Annotated in this window: 14 protein-coding genes, 1 tRNA gene and 2 pseudogenes; 14 read left to right on the forward strand and 3 right to left on the reverse strand. The window is 41.5% G+C overall.

Annotation, left to right across the window (positions count from 1 at the left end; genetic code table 11):
- Position 1 precedes the first annotated feature (1 nt).
- From leuC to ftsY, 10 genes are all read left to right on the forward strand, one after another.
- Positions 2–1,384, forward strand: coding sequence for a 3-isopropylmalate dehydratase large subunit (gene leuC, locus M1G12_RS00320; RefSeq protein ID WP_237446818.1), 1,383 nt, complete (start codon positions 2–4; stop codon positions 1,382–1,384).
- Between the two features lie 9 nt (positions 1,385–1,393).
- A complete protein-coding gene (gene leuD / locus M1G12_RS00325; protein ID WP_000410618.1) occupies positions 1,394–1,987 on the forward strand; it encodes a 3-isopropylmalate dehydratase small subunit in 594 nt (197 codons plus the stop codon).
- A gap of 27 nt (positions 1,988–2,014) precedes the next feature.
- A complete protein-coding gene (locus M1G12_RS00330; protein WP_000160498.1) occupies positions 2,015–2,794 on the forward strand; it encodes an L-threonylcarbamoyladenylate synthase in 780 nt (259 codons plus the stop codon).
- A gap of 198 nt (positions 2,795–2,992) precedes the next feature.
- On the forward strand, positions 2,993–3,979 hold the full coding sequence (locus M1G12_RS00335) for a GMP reductase (RefSeq protein WP_000931177.1): 987 nt from the start codon (positions 2,993–2,995) through the stop codon (positions 3,977–3,979).
- A 66-nt stretch (positions 3,980–4,045) separates the two neighbouring features.
- Positions 4,046–4,117, forward strand: a tRNA-Arg gene (locus M1G12_RS00340).
- Positions 4,118–4,299: 182 nt separating this feature from the next.
- Positions 4,300–4,998: a ribonuclease III gene (rnc, locus tag M1G12_RS00345; protein WP_000661488.1), complete on the forward strand. Its 699-nt coding sequence runs from the start codon at positions 4,300–4,302 to the stop codon at positions 4,996–4,998.
- The gene (smc, locus tag M1G12_RS00350) at positions 4,989–8,528 is read left to right on the forward strand and encodes a chromosome segregation protein SMC (RefSeq protein WP_247949195.1); all 3,540 of its coding nucleotides are present in this window, start codon (positions 4,989–4,991) and stop codon (positions 8,526–8,528) included. The genes rnc and smc overlap by 10 nt, the downstream gene beginning before the upstream one ends.
- A complete protein-coding gene (locus M1G12_RS00355; RefSeq protein WP_049515436.1) occupies positions 8,525–9,319 on the forward strand; it encodes a Cof-type HAD-IIB family hydrolase in 795 nt (264 codons plus the stop codon). Before smc ends, M1G12_RS00355 begins: the two co-directional genes overlap by 4 nt.
- Positions 9,319–10,137, forward strand: coding sequence for a Cof-type HAD-IIB family hydrolase (locus tag M1G12_RS00360; protein ID WP_247949196.1), 819 nt, complete (start codon positions 9,319–9,321; stop codon positions 10,135–10,137). The genes M1G12_RS00355 and M1G12_RS00360 overlap by 1 nt, the downstream gene beginning before the upstream one ends.
- Positions 10,138–10,140: 3 nt before the next feature.
- On the forward strand, positions 10,141–11,430 hold the full coding sequence (gene ftsY, locus M1G12_RS00365) for a signal recognition particle-docking protein FtsY (protein WP_237446821.1): 1,290 nt from the start codon (positions 10,141–10,143) through the stop codon (positions 11,428–11,430).
- A 45-nt stretch (positions 11,431–11,475) separates the two neighbouring features.
- Here the strand turns inward: ftsY and zwf are convergent, their stop codons facing one another.
- The 3 genes and pseudogenes from zwf to M1G12_RS00380 form a co-directional block, all read right to left on the reverse strand.
- Positions 11,476–12,963, reverse strand: a complete 1,488-nt coding sequence (gene zwf / locus M1G12_RS00370) for a glucose-6-phosphate dehydrogenase (RefSeq protein ID WP_237446822.1) — start codon at positions 12,961–12,963, stop codon at positions 11,476–11,478.
- A 150-nt stretch (positions 12,964–13,113) separates the two neighbouring features.
- Positions 13,114–13,853: pseudogene (locus M1G12_RS00375) on the reverse strand (amino acid ABC transporter ATP-binding protein).
- Positions 13,853–16,018, reverse strand: a complete 2,166-nt coding sequence (locus M1G12_RS00380; RefSeq protein WP_237446823.1) for an ABC transporter substrate-binding protein/permease — start codon at positions 16,016–16,018, stop codon at positions 13,853–13,855. The pseudogene M1G12_RS00375 and the gene M1G12_RS00380 overlap by 1 nt, the downstream one beginning before the upstream one ends.
- 173 nt (positions 16,019–16,191) lie before the next feature.
- On the opposite strand from M1G12_RS00380, the gene M1G12_RS00385 reads away from it, so the two are divergent.
- From M1G12_RS00385 to M1G12_RS00400, 4 genes and pseudogenes are all read left to right on the forward strand, one after another.
- Positions 16,192–17,145 carry a CPBP family intramembrane glutamic endopeptidase gene (locus M1G12_RS00385; RefSeq protein WP_000792135.1) on the forward strand — a complete coding sequence of 318 codons (954 nt, stop codon included), beginning with the start codon at positions 16,192–16,194 and terminating at the stop codon, positions 17,143–17,145.
- A 76-nt stretch (positions 17,146–17,221) separates the two neighbouring features.
- A complete protein-coding gene (gene uvrB, locus M1G12_RS00390; protein WP_247949197.1) occupies positions 17,222–19,210 on the forward strand; it encodes an excinuclease ABC subunit UvrB in 1,989 nt (662 codons plus the stop codon).
- 9 nt (positions 19,211–19,219) lie between these two features.
- Positions 19,220–19,846 (forward strand): NAD(P)H-dependent oxidoreductase, encoded by a 627-nt coding sequence (locus M1G12_RS00395; protein WP_247941931.1) that lies wholly within the window; start codon positions 19,220–19,222, stop codon positions 19,844–19,846.
- Between the two features lie 14 nt (positions 19,847–19,860).
- Positions 19,861–20,348 (forward strand): annotated as a pseudogene (locus M1G12_RS00400) (GNAT family N-acetyltransferase).
- Positions 20,349–20,419 lie beyond the last annotated feature (71 nt).

The following is a 20,419-nucleotide window of genomic DNA, read 5'->3' on the forward strand; positions in this document are numbered from 1 at the left end:
GATGGCAGGAAAATCGATTTTTGATAAATTATGGGATCGTCATGTCATCACAGGAGAAGAGGGGCAGCCCCAACTCATGTATGTGGACCAGCACTATATTCATGAAGTGACCAGCCCTCAGGCTTTTCAAGGACTACGAGATGCAGGACGCAGATTGAGACGACCAGACTTGACATTTGGAACCTTTGACCACAATGTCCCGACAGTCAATATCTACGATATTCGAGATGTGATTTCTAAGGCTCAAATTGATAAGCTTGCTGAAAATGTTGAGGAGTTTGGGATTGAACATGCGGCCCACGGTTCCGAAAAGCAAGGAATCGTTCATATGGTTGGACCAGAAACTGGAAGAACTCAACCAGGAAAATTCATCGTCTGTGGAGACAGCCATACGGCAACTCACGGAGCTTTCGGAGCAATTGCCTTTGGAATTGGGACCAGTGAGGTCGAACATGTCTTTGCGACACAGACCCTCTGGCAGGTCAAACCCAAGAAAATGCTGGTGGAATTCACTGGTGTTCCTCAAAAAGGAGTTTATTCCAAGGATTTCATTTTAGCTTTGATTGCCAAGTACGGTGTTGCTTGCGGCGTTGGCTACGTGGTGGAATATCGTGGACAAGCTATTGATGCACTGAGCATGGAAGAACGAATGACCATCTGCAATATGTCCATCGAGTTTGGTTCTAAGATGGGAATCATGAATCCAGATCAAACCACCTATGATTATCTCAAAGGACGGGAATGTGTTCCAGAGGACTTTGAAGAGGCTGTGGCAGATTGGAAGACCCTTGTCAGTGATGAGAATGTCGTTTACGATAAGGTTATCCAGATGGATGTTTCAGACTTGGCTCCTATGGTGACCTGGGGAACCAACCCTGCTATGGGGGTTGACTTTGACAGTAGATTCCCAGAAATTAAGGATATGAATGATGAGCGAGCCTACAATTACATGGACTTGGAGCCTGGTCAAAAGCCAGCTGATATTGAACTAGGCTATATCTTTATCGGTTCTTGTACTAATGCTCGTCTCAGCGACTTGCAACTGGCTGCGCGATTTGTTAAAGGGAAGAAGATTGCTCCTAACTTAACGGCTATCGTAGTCCCAGGTTCTCGTCCTGTCAAACGAGCTGCTGAGAAGTTGGGCTTGGACAAGGTTTTCCTAGACGCTGGTTTTGAGTGGAGAGATCCAGGTTGTTCTATGTGCCTAGGGATGAATCCAGACAAGGTCCCTGATGGTGTTCACTGCGCCTCAACCAGCAATCGAAACTTTGAAGACAGACAAGGCTTTGGCGCTAAGACTCATCTCTGTAGTCCAGCTATGGCAGCTGCGGCAGCTATTGCAGGGCGTTTCGTAGATGTTCGGCAAATGCCAGAAGCCCAGTAAGGAGAGGATATGGAGAAATTTACAGTTTATACGGGAACGACCGTTCCTCTCATGAATGATAATATCGACACCGACCAAATCCTACCCAAGCAGTTTCTCAAGTTGATTGATAAAAAAGGCTTTGGTAAGTACCTCATGTATGCTTGGCGTTATCTGGACGACAAGTATACTGAGGATCCTGACTTTGTCTTTAATCAGCCTGAATATCGTAAAGCCAGTATTCTTATCTCAGGGGATAACTTTGGGGCAGGTTCTTCGAGGGAACATGCAGCTTGGGCCTTAGCAGACTATGGTTTTAAGGTCGTGATTGCAGGATCTTTTGGGGATATTCATTACAATAATGAACTCAATAATGGCATGTTGCCTATTGTTCAGCCTAGAGAGGTTAGAGAAAAGCTAGCCCAGCTCAAACCGACTGACCAGGTAACTGTGGACTTGGAACAACAGAAAATCATCTCACCGGTTGGAGAGTTCACTTTTGAAATTGATAGCGAGTGGAAACACAAGCTCTCAAATGGTTTGGATGATATCGGAATTACCTTGCAGTATGAAGATTTGATTGCTGCCTATGAAAAACAACGACCAGCCTACTGGCAGGATTAGAAGAAAATTAGAAAAGGAAATAGAACTATGACAAAACACATTCAATGGAACGGAACACTTTCACAAGAAGGCTATGACATTTTAAAAGGTGAGGGCGGATGTATCGTTTGCCCTACTAAAGTTGGTTACATTATCATGACCAGCGATAAGGCAGGACTTGAGCGTAAGTTCGCAGCCAAAGAGCGTAACCGTAACAAACCAGGTGTTGTTCTCTGCGGTAGCATGGATGAGCTTCGTGCTTTAGCACAACTTAACCCAGAAATTGAAGCCTTCTACCAAAAACATTGGGATGAAGATATTCTTCTTGGTTGTATCCTTCCTTGGAAACCAGAAGCTTTTGAAAAACTCAAAGCATACGGTGATGGTCGTGAAGAGCTGATGACTGACGTGCGTGGAACGAGCTGTTTTGTTATCAAATTTGGTAAAGCTGGTGAACAATTGGCTGCCAAACTTTGGGAAGAAGGCAAGATGGTTTATGCCTCATCAGCTAACCCATCTGGAAAAGGAAACCGTGGTAAAGTAGAAGGTATTGGAGAACGTATCGAAGGAGCAGTGGACCTTGTTATCGAGGCAGATGACTACGTTGCTTCTATCCAGCCTGACAAAACGATTGAAACTCGCTATGAGCAAGGTGTGATGGTGTCTATGGTCGATAAGGACGGCAAACTCATCCCAGAACAAGGAGGAGCTCGCTCAACTTCACCAGCACCAGTTGTGATTCGTAAAGGACTTGACATTGATAAAATCATGATGCACCTTTCAGACACCTTTAACTCATGGGACTACCGCCAGGGTGAGTATTATTAGAATAGAGAAGGAGTGGGGAGAAAACAATTTCCCCTCTTTTTTCTATTTACGCAAGAAAAATCCGAACATTATATTTTAATTTATAAAATTATTTGACAAAATCTGTACTTTGATTTATAATTAATTAAGGAAACGTCGGAAAAGGCGTAGAGATGCGCAAGCATAGGTAGGTCATTACAAAAGAAACGAGACATCGATATGTTAAATGAATTTCCAATTTTTGATTACGAAGATATTCAATTGATTCCAAATAAATGTGTCATTAAAAGCCGTGCAGAAGCGGATACAAGTGTCACTTTAGGAAATCACACCTTTAAACTACCTGTTGTGCCAGCTAATATGCAAACGATTTTGGATGAAAATGTAGCAGAGCAACTGGCTAAAGGTGGTTACTTCTACATTATGCACCGTTTTGATGAGGCAGGACGTATTCCTTTTATTAAGCGCATGCATGAGCAAGGGCTTATTGCTTCTATCTCTGTCGGTGTTAAGGATTATGAGTATGATTTCGTTAGCCAGCTCAAATCTGATGCTCCTGAGTACATCACGATTGACATTGCCCACGGTCATGCGGATAGCGTGATTTCTATGATTCAACACATCAAGAAAGAATTGCCAGATACCTTTGTCATTGCAGGAAATGTGGGAACACCAGAAGCTGTGCGTGAATTGGAAAATGCTGGTGCGGATGCTACTAAGGTCGGAATCGGTCCAGGTAAGGTTTGTATCACCAAGGTCAAGACAGGTTTTGGTACAGGTGGTTGGCAATTGGCTGCCCTTCGTTGGTGTGCCAAGGCTGCACGTAAACCGATTATTGCTGATGGAGGAATTCGTACTCACGGTGATATTGCCAAGTCTATCCGCTTCGGTGCTAGCATGGTCATGATTGGTTCCCTCTTTGCAGGACATATTGAAAGTCCAGGGAAAACGATTGAAGTCGATGGTGAACAGTTCAAAGAATATTATGGTTCAGCCTCACAATATCAAAAAGGTGCTTACAAAAATGTGGAAGGCAAACGTATCTTGCTTCCTGCTAAAGGTCATCTGCAAGACACTTTAACTGAGATGGAACAAGACCTTCAAAGTGCTATTTCTTATGCAGGTGGACGTCAGGTTGCTGACCTTAAACACGTTGATTATGTTATCGTGAAAAACTCCATCTGGAATGGGGATGCTTCCCACTAAGACGGGCTATCTCACTAGAAAAAAACTTGTTATTAGAGCAAATTTCTGTTATAATAAAACAAGTTTCCACCCTTAGTGTAATGGATATCACGTAAGATTCCGGTTCTTGAGATGGGGGTTCGATTCCCTCAGGGTGGATGTAAACATCCTAAAAAGCCTTTAATAGGGCTTTTTTCTTTACACAGCCCTAAATTGGCCCTTAAAACTGAAAATCTCTTTTTAAAGAATTCCCAAATGCTCTCCAGTCCCGTTTTAAAGTGACTCAGGGGGCTTTTTTTGATATAATAAAAAGGACTGTTATCAGTTAGAAAGAGGTTGGTATGAAAGAATTACAAACTGTACTAAAGAACCATTTTGCAATCGAATTTGCAGACAAAAATTTACTGGAGACTGCCTTTACTCATACGAGTTATGCCAATGAGCACCGCCTCTTAAAAATTTCACACAATGAACGCTTGGAATTTTTAGGAGACGCTGTTCTACAGCTATTGATTTCAGAATATCTGTATAAAAAATATCCTAAAAAGCCTGAGGGTGACTTATCTAAACTCCGTGCTATGATTGTCCGTGAGGAGAGTTTGGCTGGTTTTGCGCGTGATTGTCAGTTTGATCAGTTTATCAAGCTGGGTAAGGGGGAAGAAAAATCTGGTGGTCGCAATCGTGATACCATTCTTGGTGATGCCTTTGAGGCCTTTCTTGGTGCCCTCCTTTTGGACAAGGATGTGGCCAAAGTCAAGGAATTTATCTATCAAGTCATGATTCCTAAGGTTGAAGCAGGCGAATTTGAGATGATTACAGACTACAAAACCCATCTCCAAGAGTTGCTTCAGGTCAATGGGGATGTGGCTATTCGTTATCAGGTAATTTCTGAAACGGGTCCTGCCCACGATAAGGTTTTTGAAGTAGAAGTTCTTGTTGAAGGTAAGAGCATTGGTCAAGGTCAAGGTCGTTCTAAGAAACTAGCAGAGCAGGAAGCTGCCAAAAATGCCGTTGAGAAAGGGCTGGATTCATGTATTTAAAGGAAATCGAAATTCAGGGATTCAAGTCTTTTGCTGATAAGACTAAGGTAGTCTTTGACCAAGGTGTGACGGCAGTTGTTGGGCCCAATGGATCTGGAAAGTCGAATATTACAGAAAGTCTGCGTTGGGCTTTGGGGGAGTCTAGTGTCAAGAGTCTCCGTGGTGGCAAGATGCCGGATGTTATCTTTGCTGGAACAGAAAGTCGCAAACCGCTCAATTATGCTTCTGTAGTTGTGACTTTGGATAATAATGACGGATTTATCAAGGATGCAGGTCAAGAAATCAGGGTAGAACGTCATATCTATCGCAGTGGAGATAGCGAATACAAGATTGACGGCAAGAAAGTCCGTCTGCGTGATATTCATGACCTTTTCTTGGATACTGGATTGGGACGAGATTCCTTCTCTATCATTTCCCAAGGGAAGGTTGAGGAGATTTTCAACTCTAAGCCTGAGGAACGCCGAGCTATTTTTGAAGAAGCTGCTGGAGTTTTAAAATACAAGACTCGCAGAAAAGAAACTGAGAGTAAACTGCAGCAAACCCAGGATAATCTGGATCGTCTAGAAGACATTATCTATGAGTTGGACAATCAAATCAAGCCTCTTGAGAAGCAAGCTGAAAATGCTCGTAAGTTTCTAGATTTGGAAGGCCAACGTAAAGCTATTTACTTGGATGTTTTAGCTGCTCAAATCAAGGAAAATAAGGCTGAACTAGATTTGACAGAAGAAGAGTTGGCACAGGTTCAGGAACTATTGACTAGTTATTACCAAAAGCGTGAAAAATTAGAGGAAGAAAATCATACTCTTAAAAAGCAACGCCAAGATTTACAGGCTGAAATGGCCAAAGACCAGGGCAGTTTGATGGATTTGACCAGTCTAATTAGTGATTTAGAGAGAAAATTAGCCCTGTCGAAATTAGAATCTGAACAAGTAGCCCTGAATCAACAGGAAGCACAAGCTCGTTTGGCTGCTTTGGAGGATAAGAGAAATTTACTCAGCCAAGAAAAATCTGATAAAGAAAGCTCTTTAACTCTGTTAGAGGAAAATCTAGTCCAAAATAATCAAAAACTGAATCAATTAGAGGCTGAATTACTAGCTTTTTCAGATGATCCTGATCAGATGATTGAGCTTCTACGTGAACGCTTTGTAGCTCTTTTACAAGAAGAAGCGGATGTCTCAAACCAGCTGACCCGTATTGAGAATGAGTTGGAAAATAGTCGTCAGCTTTCTCAAAAACAAGCAGATCAACTACAAAAACTAAAAGAACAACTGGCTACAGCTAAAGAGAAGGCCAGTCAGCAAAAAGAAGAACTTGAAACTGCCAAGGAGAAGGTTCAGAAATTATTGGCCGATTATCAAATCTGTGCCAAGGAGCAAGAGGAGCAGAAAACTTCCTATCAAACTCAACAAAGTCAACTCTTTGACCGTCTGGATAGTCTCAAAAACAAGCGGGCTAGAGCCCAAAGTCTGGAAAACATCCTGAGAAATCATAGTAACTTTTATGCAGGTGTTAAGAGTGTTCTCCAAGAGAAAGATCGTCTAGGTGGAATAATTGGGGCAGTTAGTGAGCATCTGACCTTTGATGTGCATTATCAAATTGCCCTAGAGATTGCGCTTGGAGCCAGCAGTCAGCATATCATCGTGGAAGATGAAAACGCGGCAACCAAGGCGATTGATTTCCTTAAACGAAACAGGGCTGGTCGTGCAACCTTCCTTCCGTTGACAACGATCAAGGCGCGTACGATTTCTAGTCAGAATCAAGATGCTATTGCTGCAAGCCCAGGTTTCCTTGGGATGGCAGATGAGTTGGTGACATTCGACACTAGACTGGAAGCTATTTTTAAGAATTTGCTAGCTACGACGGCTATTTTTGATACCGTGGAACATGCGCGTGCAGCAGCTCGCCAGGTTCGTTACCAGGTTCGTATGGTGACTTTGGACGGCACGGAGTTGCGCACAGGTGGTTCCTATGCAGGTGGAGCTAATCGTCAGAACAACAGCATTTTCATCAAGCCAGAACTGGAGCAATTACAAAAAGAAATTGCTGAAGAAGAAGCAAGTCTGCGTTCTGAAGAAGCGAGTTTGAAGACCTTGCAAGACCAGATGGCTAGATTGACAGAAAGATTAGAAGTTATTAAATCTCAAGGAGAGCAGGCACGTATTCAGGAGCAAGGCTTATCCCTCGCTTATCAGCAGACCAGTCAGCAAGTTGAAGAGCTAGAAACTCTTTGGAAACTCCAAGAAGAGGAATTAGATCGTCTTTCTGAAGGAGATTGGCAAGCAGATAAGGAAAAATGCCAAGCACGCCTTGCTACAATCGCAAGTGACAAGCAAAATCTGGAAGCTGAGATTGAAGAGATTAAGTCTAACAAAAACGCCATCCAAGAACGCTATCAAAACTTGCAGGAAGAGGTAGCGCAAGCTCGCTTGCTTAAGACAGAACTGCAAGGGCAAAAACGTTACGAAGTTGCTGATATTGAACGCTTAGGTAAGGAACTAAGTAATCTTGATCTTGAGCAAGAAGAAATCCAGCGCCTTCTTCAAGAAAAGGTTGATAATCTGGAGAAGGTTGATACAGAATTGCTCAGTCAACAGGCTGAAGAAGCCAAAACTCAGAAAACAAACCTCCAACAAGGTTTGATTCGCAAGCAGTTTGAATTAGATGATATTGAAGGGCAACTAGATGATATTGCTAGTCATTTGGATCAGGCTCGCCAGCAGAATGAGGAGTGGATTCGCAAGCAAACACGTGCTGAAGCCAAGAAAGAAAAGGTCAGCGAACGCTTGCGCCATCTACAAGCTCAATTAACAGACCAGTACCAGATTAGCTATACTGAAGCTTTAGAAAAGTCTCATGAGTTGGAAAATCTCAATCTGGCAGAGCAAGAGGTTAAGGATTTAGAGAAAGCTATTCGCTCGCTGGGTCCTGTCAACTTGGAAGCTATTGACCAGTACGAAGAAGTTCACAATCGTCTGGACTTCCTAAATAGACAGCGAGATGACATTTTGTCAGCGAAAAATTTGCTCCTTGAGACCATTACAGAGATGAATGACGAGGTCAAGGAACGCTTTAAATCAACCTTTGAAGCCATTCGTGAGTCCTTTAAAGTGACCTTCAAACAGATGTTTGGAGGAGGTCAGGCAGATTTAATCTTGACTGTGGGGGACTTGTTGACAGCTGGGGTTGAGATTTCTGTTCAACCACCAGGCAAGAAAATACAGTCTCTCAATCTCATGAGTGGTGGTGAAAAAGCTCTATCGGCTCTTGCTCTGCTCTTCTCTATTATCCGTGTCAAGACCATTCCATTTGTGATTTTGGATGAGGTAGAGGCTGCACTTGACGAAGCCAATGTTAAACGTTTCGGGGATTACCTCAATCGATTTGATAAGGACAGCCAGTTTATCGTCGTAACCCACCGTAAGGGAACCATGGCGGCAGCCGATTCTATCTATGGAGTGACCATGCAAGAGTCAGGTGTCTCAAAAATTGTTTCGGTTAAGTTAAAAGATTTAGAAAGTATTGAAGGATGACAATTAAACTAGTAGCAACGGATATGGACGGAACCTTCCTAGATGAGAATGGACGCTTTGATATGGACCGTCTCAAGTCTCTCTTGGTTTCCTACAAGGAAAAAGGGATATACTTTGCGGTGGCTTCGGGGCGCGGATTTCTATCCTTAGAAAAATTATTTGCTGATGTTCGTGATGACATTATTTTCATCGCGGAAAATGGCAGTTTGGTAGAATATCAAGGTCAGGACTTGTATGAAGCGACTATGTCTCGTGAGTTTTATCTATCAACTTTTGAAATGCTGAAAACGTCACCTTATGTAGATATCAATAAACTGCTCTTGACGGGCAAGAAGGGCTCTTATGTGCTAGATACGGTTGATGAGACCTATTTAAAAGTGAGTCAGCACTATAATGAAAATATCCAAAAAGTAGCGAATCTAGAAGATATTACAGATGACATTTTCAAATTTACAACCAACTTCACAGAAGAAACGCTAGAAGCTGGAGAAGCTTGGGTCAATGAACATGTTCCTGGTGTTAAGGCCATGACAACTGGCTTTGAATCTATTGATATTGTTCTGGACTATGTCGATAAGGGAGTGGCTATTGTTGAATTAGCTAAAAAACTTGGCATCACAATGGATCAGGTTATGGCTTTTGGAGACAATCTTAATGACTTACATATGATGCAGGTTGTGGGACATCCTGTAGCTCCTGAAAATGCACGACCTGAAATTTTAGAATTAGCAGAGACAGTGATTGGTCACCATAAGGACCAGTCGGTTATAGCTTATATGGAGGGCTTATAATGGCAGATATAAAATTGATTGCATTGGACTTGGACGGGTCCTTGCTGACTACTGATAAAAGGTTGACGGATCGTACCAAGGCAACCTTGAAAGCTGCGCGTGATCGTGGCATCAAGGTCGTATTGACAACTGGTCGTCCCTTAAAAGCCATGGATTTCTTTCTCCATGAGCTAGGGACTGACGGTCAAGAAGATGAGTATACGATTACTTTTAATGGTGGTTTAGTTCAGAAAAATACAGGTGAAATCCTTGATAAGACAGTCTTTTCATATGATGATGTAGCACGCTTGTATGAAGAAACAGAGAAATTATCACTGCCTCTTGATGCTATCTCAGAAGGAACTGTTTATCAAATTCAATCCGACCAAGAAAGTCTTTATGCCAAATTTAATCCAGCATTGACCTTTGTTCCAGTGGACTTTGCAGACTTATCTAGTCAAATGACTTATAATAAATGCGTGACCGCCTTTGCTCAAGAACCCTTGGATGCAGCTATTCAGAAGATTTCTCCAGGATTGTTTGACCAATATGAAATCTTTAAATCACGTGAAATGTTGCTAGAGTGGTCGCCAAAGAATGTTCATAAAGCAACAGGATTGTCAAAACTAATCAGCCATCTTGGAATCGATCAAAGCCAAGTCATGGCTTGTGGTGACGAGGCCAATGACCTTTCTATGATTGAATGGGCAGGTCTTGGTGTTGCGATGCAAAACGCTGTTCCTGAAGTCAAGGCAGTCGCAAATGTAGTGACTCCAATGACCAATGATGAAGAAGCTGTTGCCTGGGCTATCGAAGAATATGTGCTAAAGGAGAACTAAGATATGGGATTATTTGACCGTCTATTCGGAAAAAAAGAAGAACCTAAAATCGAAGAAATTGTAAAAGAAGCTCTAGAAAATCTTGATTTGTCTGAAGATACTGAGCCTGCCCTTACAGAAGCTGAGGAAGTTTCTCAAGAAGAAGCAGAGGTTGAAGTTGTTGAACAAGTTGCGCTCCAAGAAGAGGAAAATCAAGAGACAGTTGAAGAAAATCAGGATTCAGAGCCAGTTGTAGAGGTTCATCAAGACGAAATAGAAGAATTGCCAAACTCAGAAGAAGTCACAGCAGAAGAGAATACTAAGCAAGAAGAAGCTGTAAAAGAAAATAATTCTGAAGTGCTTGAACCAGAAATGACTCAAGCAAAAGAAACTGTTCAGGAAAAATATGACCGCAGTCTTAAGAAAACTCGTACAGGCTTCGGAGCTCGTTTGAACGCCTTCTTTGCTAATTTCCGCTCTGTCGATGAAGAATTCTTCGAAGAACTGGAAGAACTGTTGATCATGAGTGATGTTGGTGTTCAAGTCGCTTCTAACTTAACAGAGGAGCTTCGTTACGAAGCCAAGCTTGAAAACGCCAAGAAACCGGACGCACTTCGTCGTGTCATCATTGAGAAATTGGTTGAGCTTTATGAAAAGGATGGTAACTACGATGAAAGCATCCACTTCCAAGATGGCTTGACAGTCATGCTCTTTGTTGGTGTTAATGGTGTTGGGAAAACAACTTCTATCGGTAAACTAGCCCACCGCTACAAACAAGCAGGTAAGAAGGTCATGTTGGTTGCGGCAGATACCTTCCGTGCAGGGGCAGTAGCCCAGCTAGCTGAATGGGGTCGTCGTGTGGACGTTCCAGTTGTGACTGGACCTGAAAAAGCTGACCCAGCCAGTGTAGTCTTTGATGGAATGGAACGTGCCGTATCTGAAGGTATCGATATTCTCATGATTGATACTGCTGGTCGTTTGCAAAACAAGGACAACCTCATGGCTGAGTTGGAAAAGATTGGTCGTATCATCAAACGTGTTGTGCCAGAAGCGCCACATGAAACTTTCTTGGCTCTTGATGCATCAACAGGTCAAAATGCCTTGGTACAGGCCAAAGAATTTTCGAAAATTACCCCTTTGACAGGAATTGTCTTGACTAAGATTGATGGAACTGCTCGAGGTGGTGTTGTTTTAGCCATCCGTGAAGAACTTAATATTCCTGTAAAATTGATTGGTTTTGGTGAAAAAATCGATGATATTGGAGAGTTTAACTCAGAAAACTTTATGAAGGGTCTCTTGGAAGGCTTAATCTAATCAAAAACAAAAATCCTGCAAGGTACAAACTTGCAGGAAATTTTTTTATTCTAAGCGACCATCTTGACGGTAGGCAATATCTGGTTGCCAAGTCCATTTGGCACCGAATTTTTCAAGTAAGTCAAAGCTTGCTTGAGGGCCCATGCTTCCAGCTTTATAGTCATGAAGTGGGGCACCATTTTCAGCCCAGAGCTCTTCGATACGGTCAATCAATTTCCATGATGCGCCAACTTCATCCCAGTGGCTAAAGTTAGTTGAGTTGTTATTTAAGACATCATAAATCAATTTCTCGTATGGTTCTGGAGACGCACCAGTTGCAGTCGCATCTGTACGGTAGTCAAGTGAGTTAGGAGCCAAGTTGAATTCTTCTCCTACTTGCTTCCCATTTAGGCTAAGAGAGAAGCCTTCTGTTGGTTGGATATAGATGGTCAAAATATTTGGAGCAAGTGGTTCTCCAAATATAGAGTCCATTTGTTTAAAGACGATGTTGACATGAGTTCCTTTTTCAGTCAGACGTTTACCAGTACGGAAGAAGAAAGGAACACCACGGAATCGATCGCTGTCTACAAAGAAGGCACCAGATGCAAAGGTTTCAGTTGTTGATTCTGGATTTACATTTGGTTCGCTACGATAAGAGATGTATTTCATGCCATCAATCTTACCAGAGCGGTATTGACCACGGATAAAGTGTTCTTTAAGTTCCTCATCAGTTGGATGATATAGGTTTTTAAAGACCTTAATCTTTTCAGCACGAATCTCGTCTTTTGTGAAGCTTGCTGGCTTGTCCATGGCAAGGAGGGAAAGCAGTTGGAGTGTATGGTTTTGTACCATGTCACGGAGGGCCCCAGATTGGTCATAGTAGCCACCACGCTCTTCTACACCCAAGCGCTCCGCAAAGGTAATTTGAACATTGTCGATAAAGTCCTTGTTCCAAACGTTTTCAAAAATCAGGTTTGCAAAGCGAACTGCAAAGATACTTTGAATCATTTCCTTACCAAGATAATGGTCAATACGGAAAATTTGTTCTTCGTCAAATGTTGCTAGGAGTTCGTTATTCAACTTGCTTGCTGTTGCATAATCTGTACCAAATGGTTTTTCAACGATTAAGCGTTCAAAACCTTTACCGTCAACAATGTTTTCAGACTTGAGGTGTTTGGCAATAGTTCCAAAGAATTGAGGTGCCATCGACAAGAAGAAGAGCTTGTTGTGTTCAGCTTGGTACTTGTCATTTAGTTCAGCCTGCAATTGACGTAAAGCGATGTAGTGTTCGGTATCATTGACATCATGACTTTGATAGTAGAAGTGGCTAGCGAATTCTTGAGCCTGTTCGGTACTATCTGCCAAATCAAGGATAGATTCAACCACTACAGATTCAAAATATTCCTTGCTCCAAGGACGACGAGCAGTTCCAATGACTGCAAAGTGCTTGGAAAGATTGCCGGATTTATATAGTCTAAAAAGGGAAGGGTAGAGCTTGCGTTTAGCCAGGTCTCCACTCGCACCGAAAATTGTAACAATAACCTTAGATGACATCTAGCTACCTAATTTCTATTTTTATTCCTAGTCTTGCTAGGTATGAGGAAACCTCATTTCATAAACTTAATTCTAACATAATTTTCCGAAAAATCAAAAAATCCAATACGAGATAGAAAAAAACTGCAAGGAAATCCTTACAGTTTGCGTTTAGACATTTAATACCTTGTCCAAGAACTCTTTCAGACGTGGGTGTTGTGGGTTATCAAAGATCTGATCTGGTGTTCCGTCTTCTAGGAATTCACCGTCTGCAGTAAAGATAACGCGGTTAGCAACCTGACGGGCAAATCCCATCTCATGGGTTACGATAATCATGGTCATGCCTTGCTCAGCCAATTCCTTCATAACGTTAAGTACGTCTCCGACCATCTCAGGGTCAAGGGCTGAAGTTGGTTCATCAAAGAGCATGATGTCTGGATTCATTGCTAGTCCACGAGCGATGGCTACACGTTGTTTTTGACCACCTGATAGGCTATCTGGATTGGCATTAGCTTTATCTGCTAGTCCAACCTTTTCAAGCAACTCCATTCCCAATTTCTCAGCTTCTTCCTTAGTCATCAACTTGTGCTCAATAGGAGCAAAAGTGATGTTGTCCAATACAGACATGTGTGGGAAGAGGTTGAAGTGTTGGAACACCATTCCGATATTTTCACGGACGTGGTCAACGTTGGTAGTTTTTTCAGTTAAATCATAGCCGTTCACAGTGATGTGACCGCTCGTAACTTCTTCTAGAAGATTAAGGCTACGGAGGAAGGTTGACTTACCAGAACCTGAAGGACCGATGATACAGACAACGTCTCCTTCATAGAATTTAGTCGTAATTCCTTTTAAAACTTCATTTTTCCGTAGTTTTTGTGTAAATCATTTACATCAATTTTTAATTTTGCCATTAACGAATCCTCTTTTCTAAGCGTTTCGCTAGTCTAGTCAAAAGTGTGATAATTACAAGATAGAAGATAGCAAGAATTGCATACATCTTGAAACTTTGGTAGTTACGGGCGATGATAATCTTACCAGTTTGGAAGAGTTCAACCAAACCGATAGCAGATACGATGGTTGTATCTTTAAGAGCGATAACGAATTGGTTAACAAAGTTTGGCAACATCAATTTAGTCGCTTGTGGCAAGATAATCTTACGCATGGTTTTTCCATAAGAGATACCCAAGCTTCGGCTGGCTTCCATTTGGCCAACCGGAACGGCCTGAATACCACCACGAACGATTTCAGCGATATAAGCAGCAGCATTGAGTGATAGGGCAATGGTACCAGCTACAAAGTCGTTAATTGGACTTTGTTGGCCTGTGATGGACTCGATGAAGTTTGGAATTCCCCAGAAGATGAAGGCTGCAAGAATCATCAAAGGAATACCACGGATAACGTCAACGAAAATCTCAGAGATCACACGAAGAGATTTGTAGGGGCTAACGCTAAACATACCGAAGATAATCCCGATAACAATAGCAATAGCAAATGAGATAAGAGCTAGAGCAAGAGTGATACCAAGTCCGCTAAGGAGCTGTTTGTAGTTATTTTGAAGCAAGCCCCAGATAGTTGTTTCGTCAACAGTGCTTGTTGAAGTAGTTGAAGATTCGCTAGCTAGGTATTTGTCAAGAATCTTTTGGAATTCACCGTTTGCTTTAAGGTTTGCAAGTCCGTTGTTGAACATTTCAATCAATTCTGGATTTGCTCCTTTTTTAACGGCAAAGGCTGTTTCACCGATTGGAGTTCCAGCGATTGGAGTTTTCAATTTTTGACCTTGGCTGATAGAATATTTGAGAACAGGCTCATCATCCATAACAGCATCGATGGCTCCAGTATTTAAACTGTCATACATTGAAGAACCATCAGCAAAGGTTTTAATTTTGTAACCGTATTTGCTTTGATTTTCTGTTAGGAAGGTTTGAGAAGCAGTTCCGTTTTTAACACCAACTGTCTTCCCTTTCAAGTCTTCATAGGAAGCAATGGTGCTTGATTCTTTGACACCAAGGATAGTATTAGCAGTGTAGTATGATTCTGAGAAGTCAAAAGTTGCCTTACGAGCATCTGTAACAGACATACCAGCAATGATACCATCAGCTTGTCCAGCTTGAACAGCACTGATAGCGGCATCGAAACCAGGGTTGGTGATTTCAACTTCAAAACCTTGGTCTTTAGCGATTGCCTTAATCAAGTCCATATCAATACCAGTAAATTGGTTACTTGAGTTTTGGAACACAAAAGGTGCAAAAGAAGAATCACTGGCAATGATGTATTTAGCTTTAACAGGAGTTGCTTTTAGACCTGCTGCAGTCGTTGTAGTTGGCACTGCTGAAGAAGATGATGCAGTCCATTTCTTGATGATTTTATCAAGACTTCCATCTTTTTTCATTTCAGCCAAGGCTTGGTTAAATTCAGTCACCAGGTGCTCGTATTTACTTCCTTTTTTCACACCAAAAGCAAAACTTCCTACAGCTTCACCATCCATTTCAATATGGAGGTCTTGACCTTGGTTAATGGCATACTCGATAACAGGTTTGTCATCCATCATAGCATCGATAGCACCAGCAGTCAAGCTGTTGTTCATCAAATCACCAGTGTCAAATGTTTTAATAGTAAAACCGTATTTATCTTTGATTGTTTCAAGAAAACGTTGAGCAGCAGTTCCGTTTTTAACACCAACGGTTTTGCCAGTTAATTGGTCGTACTTGCTAATCTTGTGTGCCTTTGTAGTTGCAATGACAACTTTTGTATCATAGTAAGTATCAGACATGGTGAAGACTTTTTCACGTTCTTTAGTCTTTGTCATCCCTGCCATGATAGCGTCAGCTTGACCAGCTTGAACCGCATTTACCGCTGCATCAAATCCAGGATAGGACATCTGAATATTCCATCCTTTAATCTCAGCGACTTTGTTGATAATGTCAACATCAATTCCTTTATAAGTTTGATCTGAATCTTTAAACTCAAAAGGTGCATAGGCGGTATCAGACACAATCTTAATCGTCTCTGCTTTTGCAATACCTAATGAGAAAATTGGGAATAAAATTAGCAAAAATGCTAGAAATTTTTTCTTCATTTTTAGTCTCCTTTTCCGAATATTTTCCCATTATATCAGAAAAAACTAAAAAATGCAAATCTAGGGGCTTTTATGTTAGAAGATATAACATAAAAAACCTTTGTTTCTTTATTGAACTGCTACCACAAAGTGCTATAATAATAGTATATAATAGAAGAAAAGAGGACGGAGATGTGAAGAACAAAAGAATTTTTAAAGACTTCCAAACTTCTAAAATGAGTTTAAACATTTACACAAGCCCCTTGTTAGCTTTTGTTTTTGTCTTCATAGGAGAGTTTGTGGCTTATACTTTATATGGTATTAGTTTGTTAGCTCTCATCGGACTTGCTAGAAATTTTGGAGAGGCTGGTCAAGATTTTGCTACCTACTTGCAGACCTTGCAGCAGAGCTTGACGGATAAAACAAGTGATTTTCGTTTAATTTTAGAATTGCTGGCCTTTGGGTTCGTTCTCAACACTGTGTTCAGATGGACTAGAAAAGTTGAGAAAAGACCTATAAGAACTTTAGGATTTTATAAAGAAAATTTCCTCAGCAATCTTGTTAAAGGATTTGGCCTAGGCCTGGCACTTTTTTTTCTGACCTTGTTAGGTTTAGTGGCCTTGGGGCAATATCGTTTTGAGTCCATTCATTTGAATCCTTATTCGCTAGCCTTTGTCATTTTTACCGTTCCATTTTGGATTTTACAGGGGACAACAGAAGAAGTGGTGGCCCGTGCTTGGCTCCTTCCTCAATTGGCCTCAAGAACCAATCTAAAACTAGCTGTTCTTATATCTAGCCTGTTCTTTACCCTGCTTCATGCGGGAAATTCTGGTCTCACCCCTCTATCTCTAGTGAATCTCTTTTTATTCGGAGTTGCCATGTCACTTTACCTCCTCAAAACAGATACAGTTTGGGGTGTAGCAGGTATTCATGGGGCTTGGAATTTTGCTCAGGGAAATCTTTTTGGGATTTTAGTTAGTGGTCAGCCGTCAGGAACGTCTTTGATGACCTTTTTACCACAAGGTAATCAAGATTGGCTATCAGGTGGCTCTTTTGGGATAGAAGGATCTATCATGACAAGTCTGATCTTGCTACTGCTGATTGTCTATCTCGCTTATCAATTAAAGAAAGAAAATGAAAGGATGTGACTTCGGTCCGTCCTTTTCTTCGTGAAAATGTTACAAGTATGCTAAAATAGGAATAGCACATCAAGAGAGGATTCTTATGATTAACCGCATTACTGACAATCAATTTAAACTAGTATCAAAATATGAACCATCAGGAGACCAACCCCAAGCTATCGAGCAGTTGGTTGATAATATCGAGGGGGGCGAAAAAGCTCAGATTCTGATGGGGGCGACTGGTACAGGGAAGACCTATACCATGAGTCAGGTCATTTCCAAAGTCAATAAACCCACTCTGGTCATCGCCCACAATAAGACTCTGGCAGGACAGCTCTATGGGGAGTTTAAGGAATTTTTCCCTGAGAATGCTGTTGAGTATTTTGTGTCTTACTATGATTATTACCAGCCAGAAGCCTATGTACCTTCTAGTGATACCTATATTGAAAAGGACAGCTCTGTCAATGACGAGATTGACAAGCTTCGTCACTCAGCAACTTCGGCTCTTTTGGAGCGCAATGATGTTATTGTCGTGGCCTCAGTCTCTTGTATCTATGGTTTGGGTTCGCCCAAGGAATACGCTGATAGTGTCGTGAGTCTCCGTCCAGGTCTTGAAATTTCTCGTGATAAACTCTTGAATGACTTGGTCGATATTCAGTTTGAACGTAATGATATTGATTTCCAACGGGGAAGATTTCGTGTTCGTGGGGATGTGGTGGAGATTTTCCCTGCTTCTCGTGATGAGCATGCCTTTCGAGTGGAGTTTTTCGGAGACGAAATTGACCGCATCCGTGAGGTTGAAGCTTTGACTGGTCAAGTCCTTGGAGAAGTAGATCATCTGGCGATTTTTCCTGCCACCCACTTTGTGACCAATGACGACCATATGGAAGTTGCTATTTCCAAGATTCAGGCGGAGTTGGAAGAGCAGTTAGCAGTCTTTGAGGAGGAAGGTAAATTACTGGAAGCACAGCGCTTGAAACAGCGGACAGAGTACGATATCGAAATGCTGCGTGAGATGGGCTATACCAATGGGGTTGAAAATTATTCTCGCCACATGGATGGACGTAGCGAAGGTGAGCCTCCTTATACGCTTCTCGATTTCTTCCCAGATGATTTCTTAATCATGATTGACGAGAGTCACATGACTATGGGGCAAATCAAGGGAATGTACAATGGAGACCGTTCGCGTAAGGAAATGCTGGTTAATTATGGTTTCCGTTTGCCATCAGCTTTGGACAATCGTCCTCTCCGTCGGGAGGAGTTTGAGAGTCACGTTCATCAGATTGTTTACGTTTCAGCGACACCTGGTGACTATGAAAATGAACAGACCGAGACAGTGATTGAGCAAATCATTCGTCCAACAGGACTCTTGGATCCAGAGGTAGAAGTCCGTCCGACTATGGGACAGATTGATGACCTTTTGGGTGAAATCAATGCCCGTGTTGAAAAGAATGAACGAACCTTTATCACCACTTTGACTAAGAAAATGGCAGAGGACTTGACCGACTACTTCAAGGAAATGGGTATCAAGGTCAAGTACATGCACTCGGATATCAAGACCTTGGAACGGACGGAGATTATCCGTGACCTACGCTTGGGTGTCTTTGATGTCTTGGTCGGAATCAACCTGCTCCGTGAAGGAATTGACGTTCCTGAAGTGAGCCTCGTAGCTATTCTCGATGCTGACAAGGAAGGTTTCCTTCGTAACGAGCGTGGTCTCATCCAGACCATTGGTCGTGCTGCTCGTAATAGTGAGGGACATGTCATTATGTATGCGGACACTGTGACCCAGTCTATGCAACGTGCCATCGATGAAACTGCCCGTCGTCGCAAAATCCAGATGGCTTATAATGAAGAGCATGGTATCGTTCCACAAACCATCAAGAAAGAAATCCGTGACCTGATTGCTGTGACCAAGGCAGTTGCTAAGGAAGAAGACAAGGAAGTTGACATCAACAGCCTCAACAAACAAGAGCGCAAAGAACTGGTCAAGAAACTAGAGAAACAAATGCAAGAAGCCGTCGAAGTGCTTGACTTTGAACTAGCAGCTCAGATCCGTGATATGATGCTGGAAGTCAAGGCGTTGGATTAGGGGGATTTTATGAATATTTTAGTTATTAATGGACATCCTGATAAAGAAAGCTACTGCCAAGCAATTTTTCAAACGATTGTAGAAAACATAGACTCAAATAGACATGAACTTGAAATGATTAATCTTAATGCAGAAGAGTTTGATCCTGTTTTACGTTATGGTTACCGACAAAGGATGGAGGACGATCCGTTTATTCTACGCTCTCAATCATTAATCCAGTGGGCAGATCATTTCATTTTTGTTTATCCTATTTGGTGGAGTAGTATGCCTAGTCTATTGAAGGGCTGGATTGATCGTGTTTTTACGCCAGGCATTGCATACTCCGCAAATAATCGAGGAAGCTTTATTTTGAACTACTTGAGAGGTAAACAGTTCAAAAAGTTACTAAAAGGAAAAACAGCTAGTATCTATGCAACTTCTATGGCACCAACTTGGTGGTACAAAGTATTTTCTGGTCCGATTAACATTCCAGACAGTTATGGAATATCAGTATTAAAGAATGCGGTATTGAATCATTGTGGCATAAAAACAAAGAGGATTTCGATTTTAGGAGAGTTAGGCCGTGAAGTGAATACAAGTTCAACAAGACAAAAATTTCTACAAAAAGTAGCAAAGGAAGTCAAGGCGTTGGATTAAGGAGAAGAAAATAAATGACGGTTATTATCAAATCAATGGAAACTCCTGAAGAGATAGAAGGTAAATCCTTCGTTCACTGGCAAACGTGGAGAGAGGCTTATGATGACCTTTTGCCTGCAGAATTTCAGGAGACAATGACATTAGAAAGGTGTCTATTCTTTAGTAAAAAGTATCCAGAAAATACATTGATTGCGATGGATGGTATGAAGGTAGTTGGTTTTATAAGTTATGGCAACTTTCGTGATGAGACTATTCAAGCTGGCGAAATTATTGCCTTATATGTTTTAAAAGACTATTATGGAAAAGGTATCGCACAAAAGTTAATGAAAGCAGCTTTGATTGCTCTTGATCATTTTTGTGAAATTTTCTTATGGGTATTGAAAGATAATAAGCGAGCCATTGCTTTCTATTAAAAAACGGGTTTTACTTTTGATGGCCAAGAAAAAATACTTGAACTTGGAAAGCCTATAAAGAAAAACGAATGGTATTTTATTCTAAATAATTTTAAAAAGTAGAAGCTAGAATCTCTGGTACCAAGTCTGAAAATTTAATAAATTAGAAAGCGAGTAAATT

It is taken from the genome of Streptococcus mitis (genome assembly GCF_023110375.1).
GTDB lineage: Bacteria > Bacillota > Bacilli > Lactobacillales > Streptococcaceae > Streptococcus > Streptococcus mitis_CI.

Bases quoted from the DNA above. Each gene is read 5' to 3' on its own strand.
- leuC (WP_237446818.1), top strand. From the start codon at position 2: ATGGCAGGAAAATCGATTTTTGATAAATTATGGGATCGTCATGTCATC.
- leuD (WP_000410618.1), top strand. From the start codon at position 1,394: ATGGAGAAATTTACAGTTTATACGGGAACGACCGTTCCTCTCATGAAT.
- M1G12_RS00330 (WP_000160498.1), top strand. From the start codon at position 2,015: ATGACAAAACACATTCAATGGAACGGAACACTTTCACAAGAAGGCTAT.
- M1G12_RS00335 (WP_000931177.1), top strand. From the start codon at position 2,993: ATGTTAAATGAATTTCCAATTTTTGATTACGAAGATATTCAATTGATT.
- rnc (WP_000661488.1), top strand. From the start codon at position 4,300: ATGAAAGAATTACAAACTGTACTAAAGAACCATTTTGCAATCGAATTT.
- smc (WP_247949195.1), top strand. From the start codon at position 4,989: ATGTATTTAAAGGAAATCGAAATTCAGGGATTCAAGTCTTTTGCTGAT.
- M1G12_RS00355 (WP_049515436.1), top strand. From the start codon at position 8,525: ATGACAATTAAACTAGTAGCAACGGATATGGACGGAACCTTCCTAGAT.
- M1G12_RS00360 (WP_247949196.1), top strand. From the start codon at position 9,319: ATGGCAGATATAAAATTGATTGCATTGGACTTGGACGGGTCCTTGCTG.
- ftsY (WP_237446821.1), top strand. From the start codon at position 10,141: ATGGGATTATTTGACCGTCTATTCGGAAAAAAAGAAGAACCTAAAATC.
- zwf (WP_237446822.1), bottom strand. From the start codon at position 12,963: ATGTCATCTAAGGTTATTGTTACAATTTTCGGTGCGAGTGGAGACCTG.
- M1G12_RS00380 (WP_237446823.1), bottom strand. From the start codon at position 16,018: ATGAAGAAAAAATTTCTAGCATTTTTGCTAATTTTATTCCCAATTTTC.
- uvrB (WP_247949197.1), top strand. From the start codon at position 17,222: ATGATTAACCGCATTACTGACAATCAATTTAAACTAGTATCAAAATAT.
- M1G12_RS00395 (WP_247941931.1), top strand. From the start codon at position 19,220: ATGAATATTTTAGTTATTAATGGACATCCTGATAAAGAAAGCTACTGC.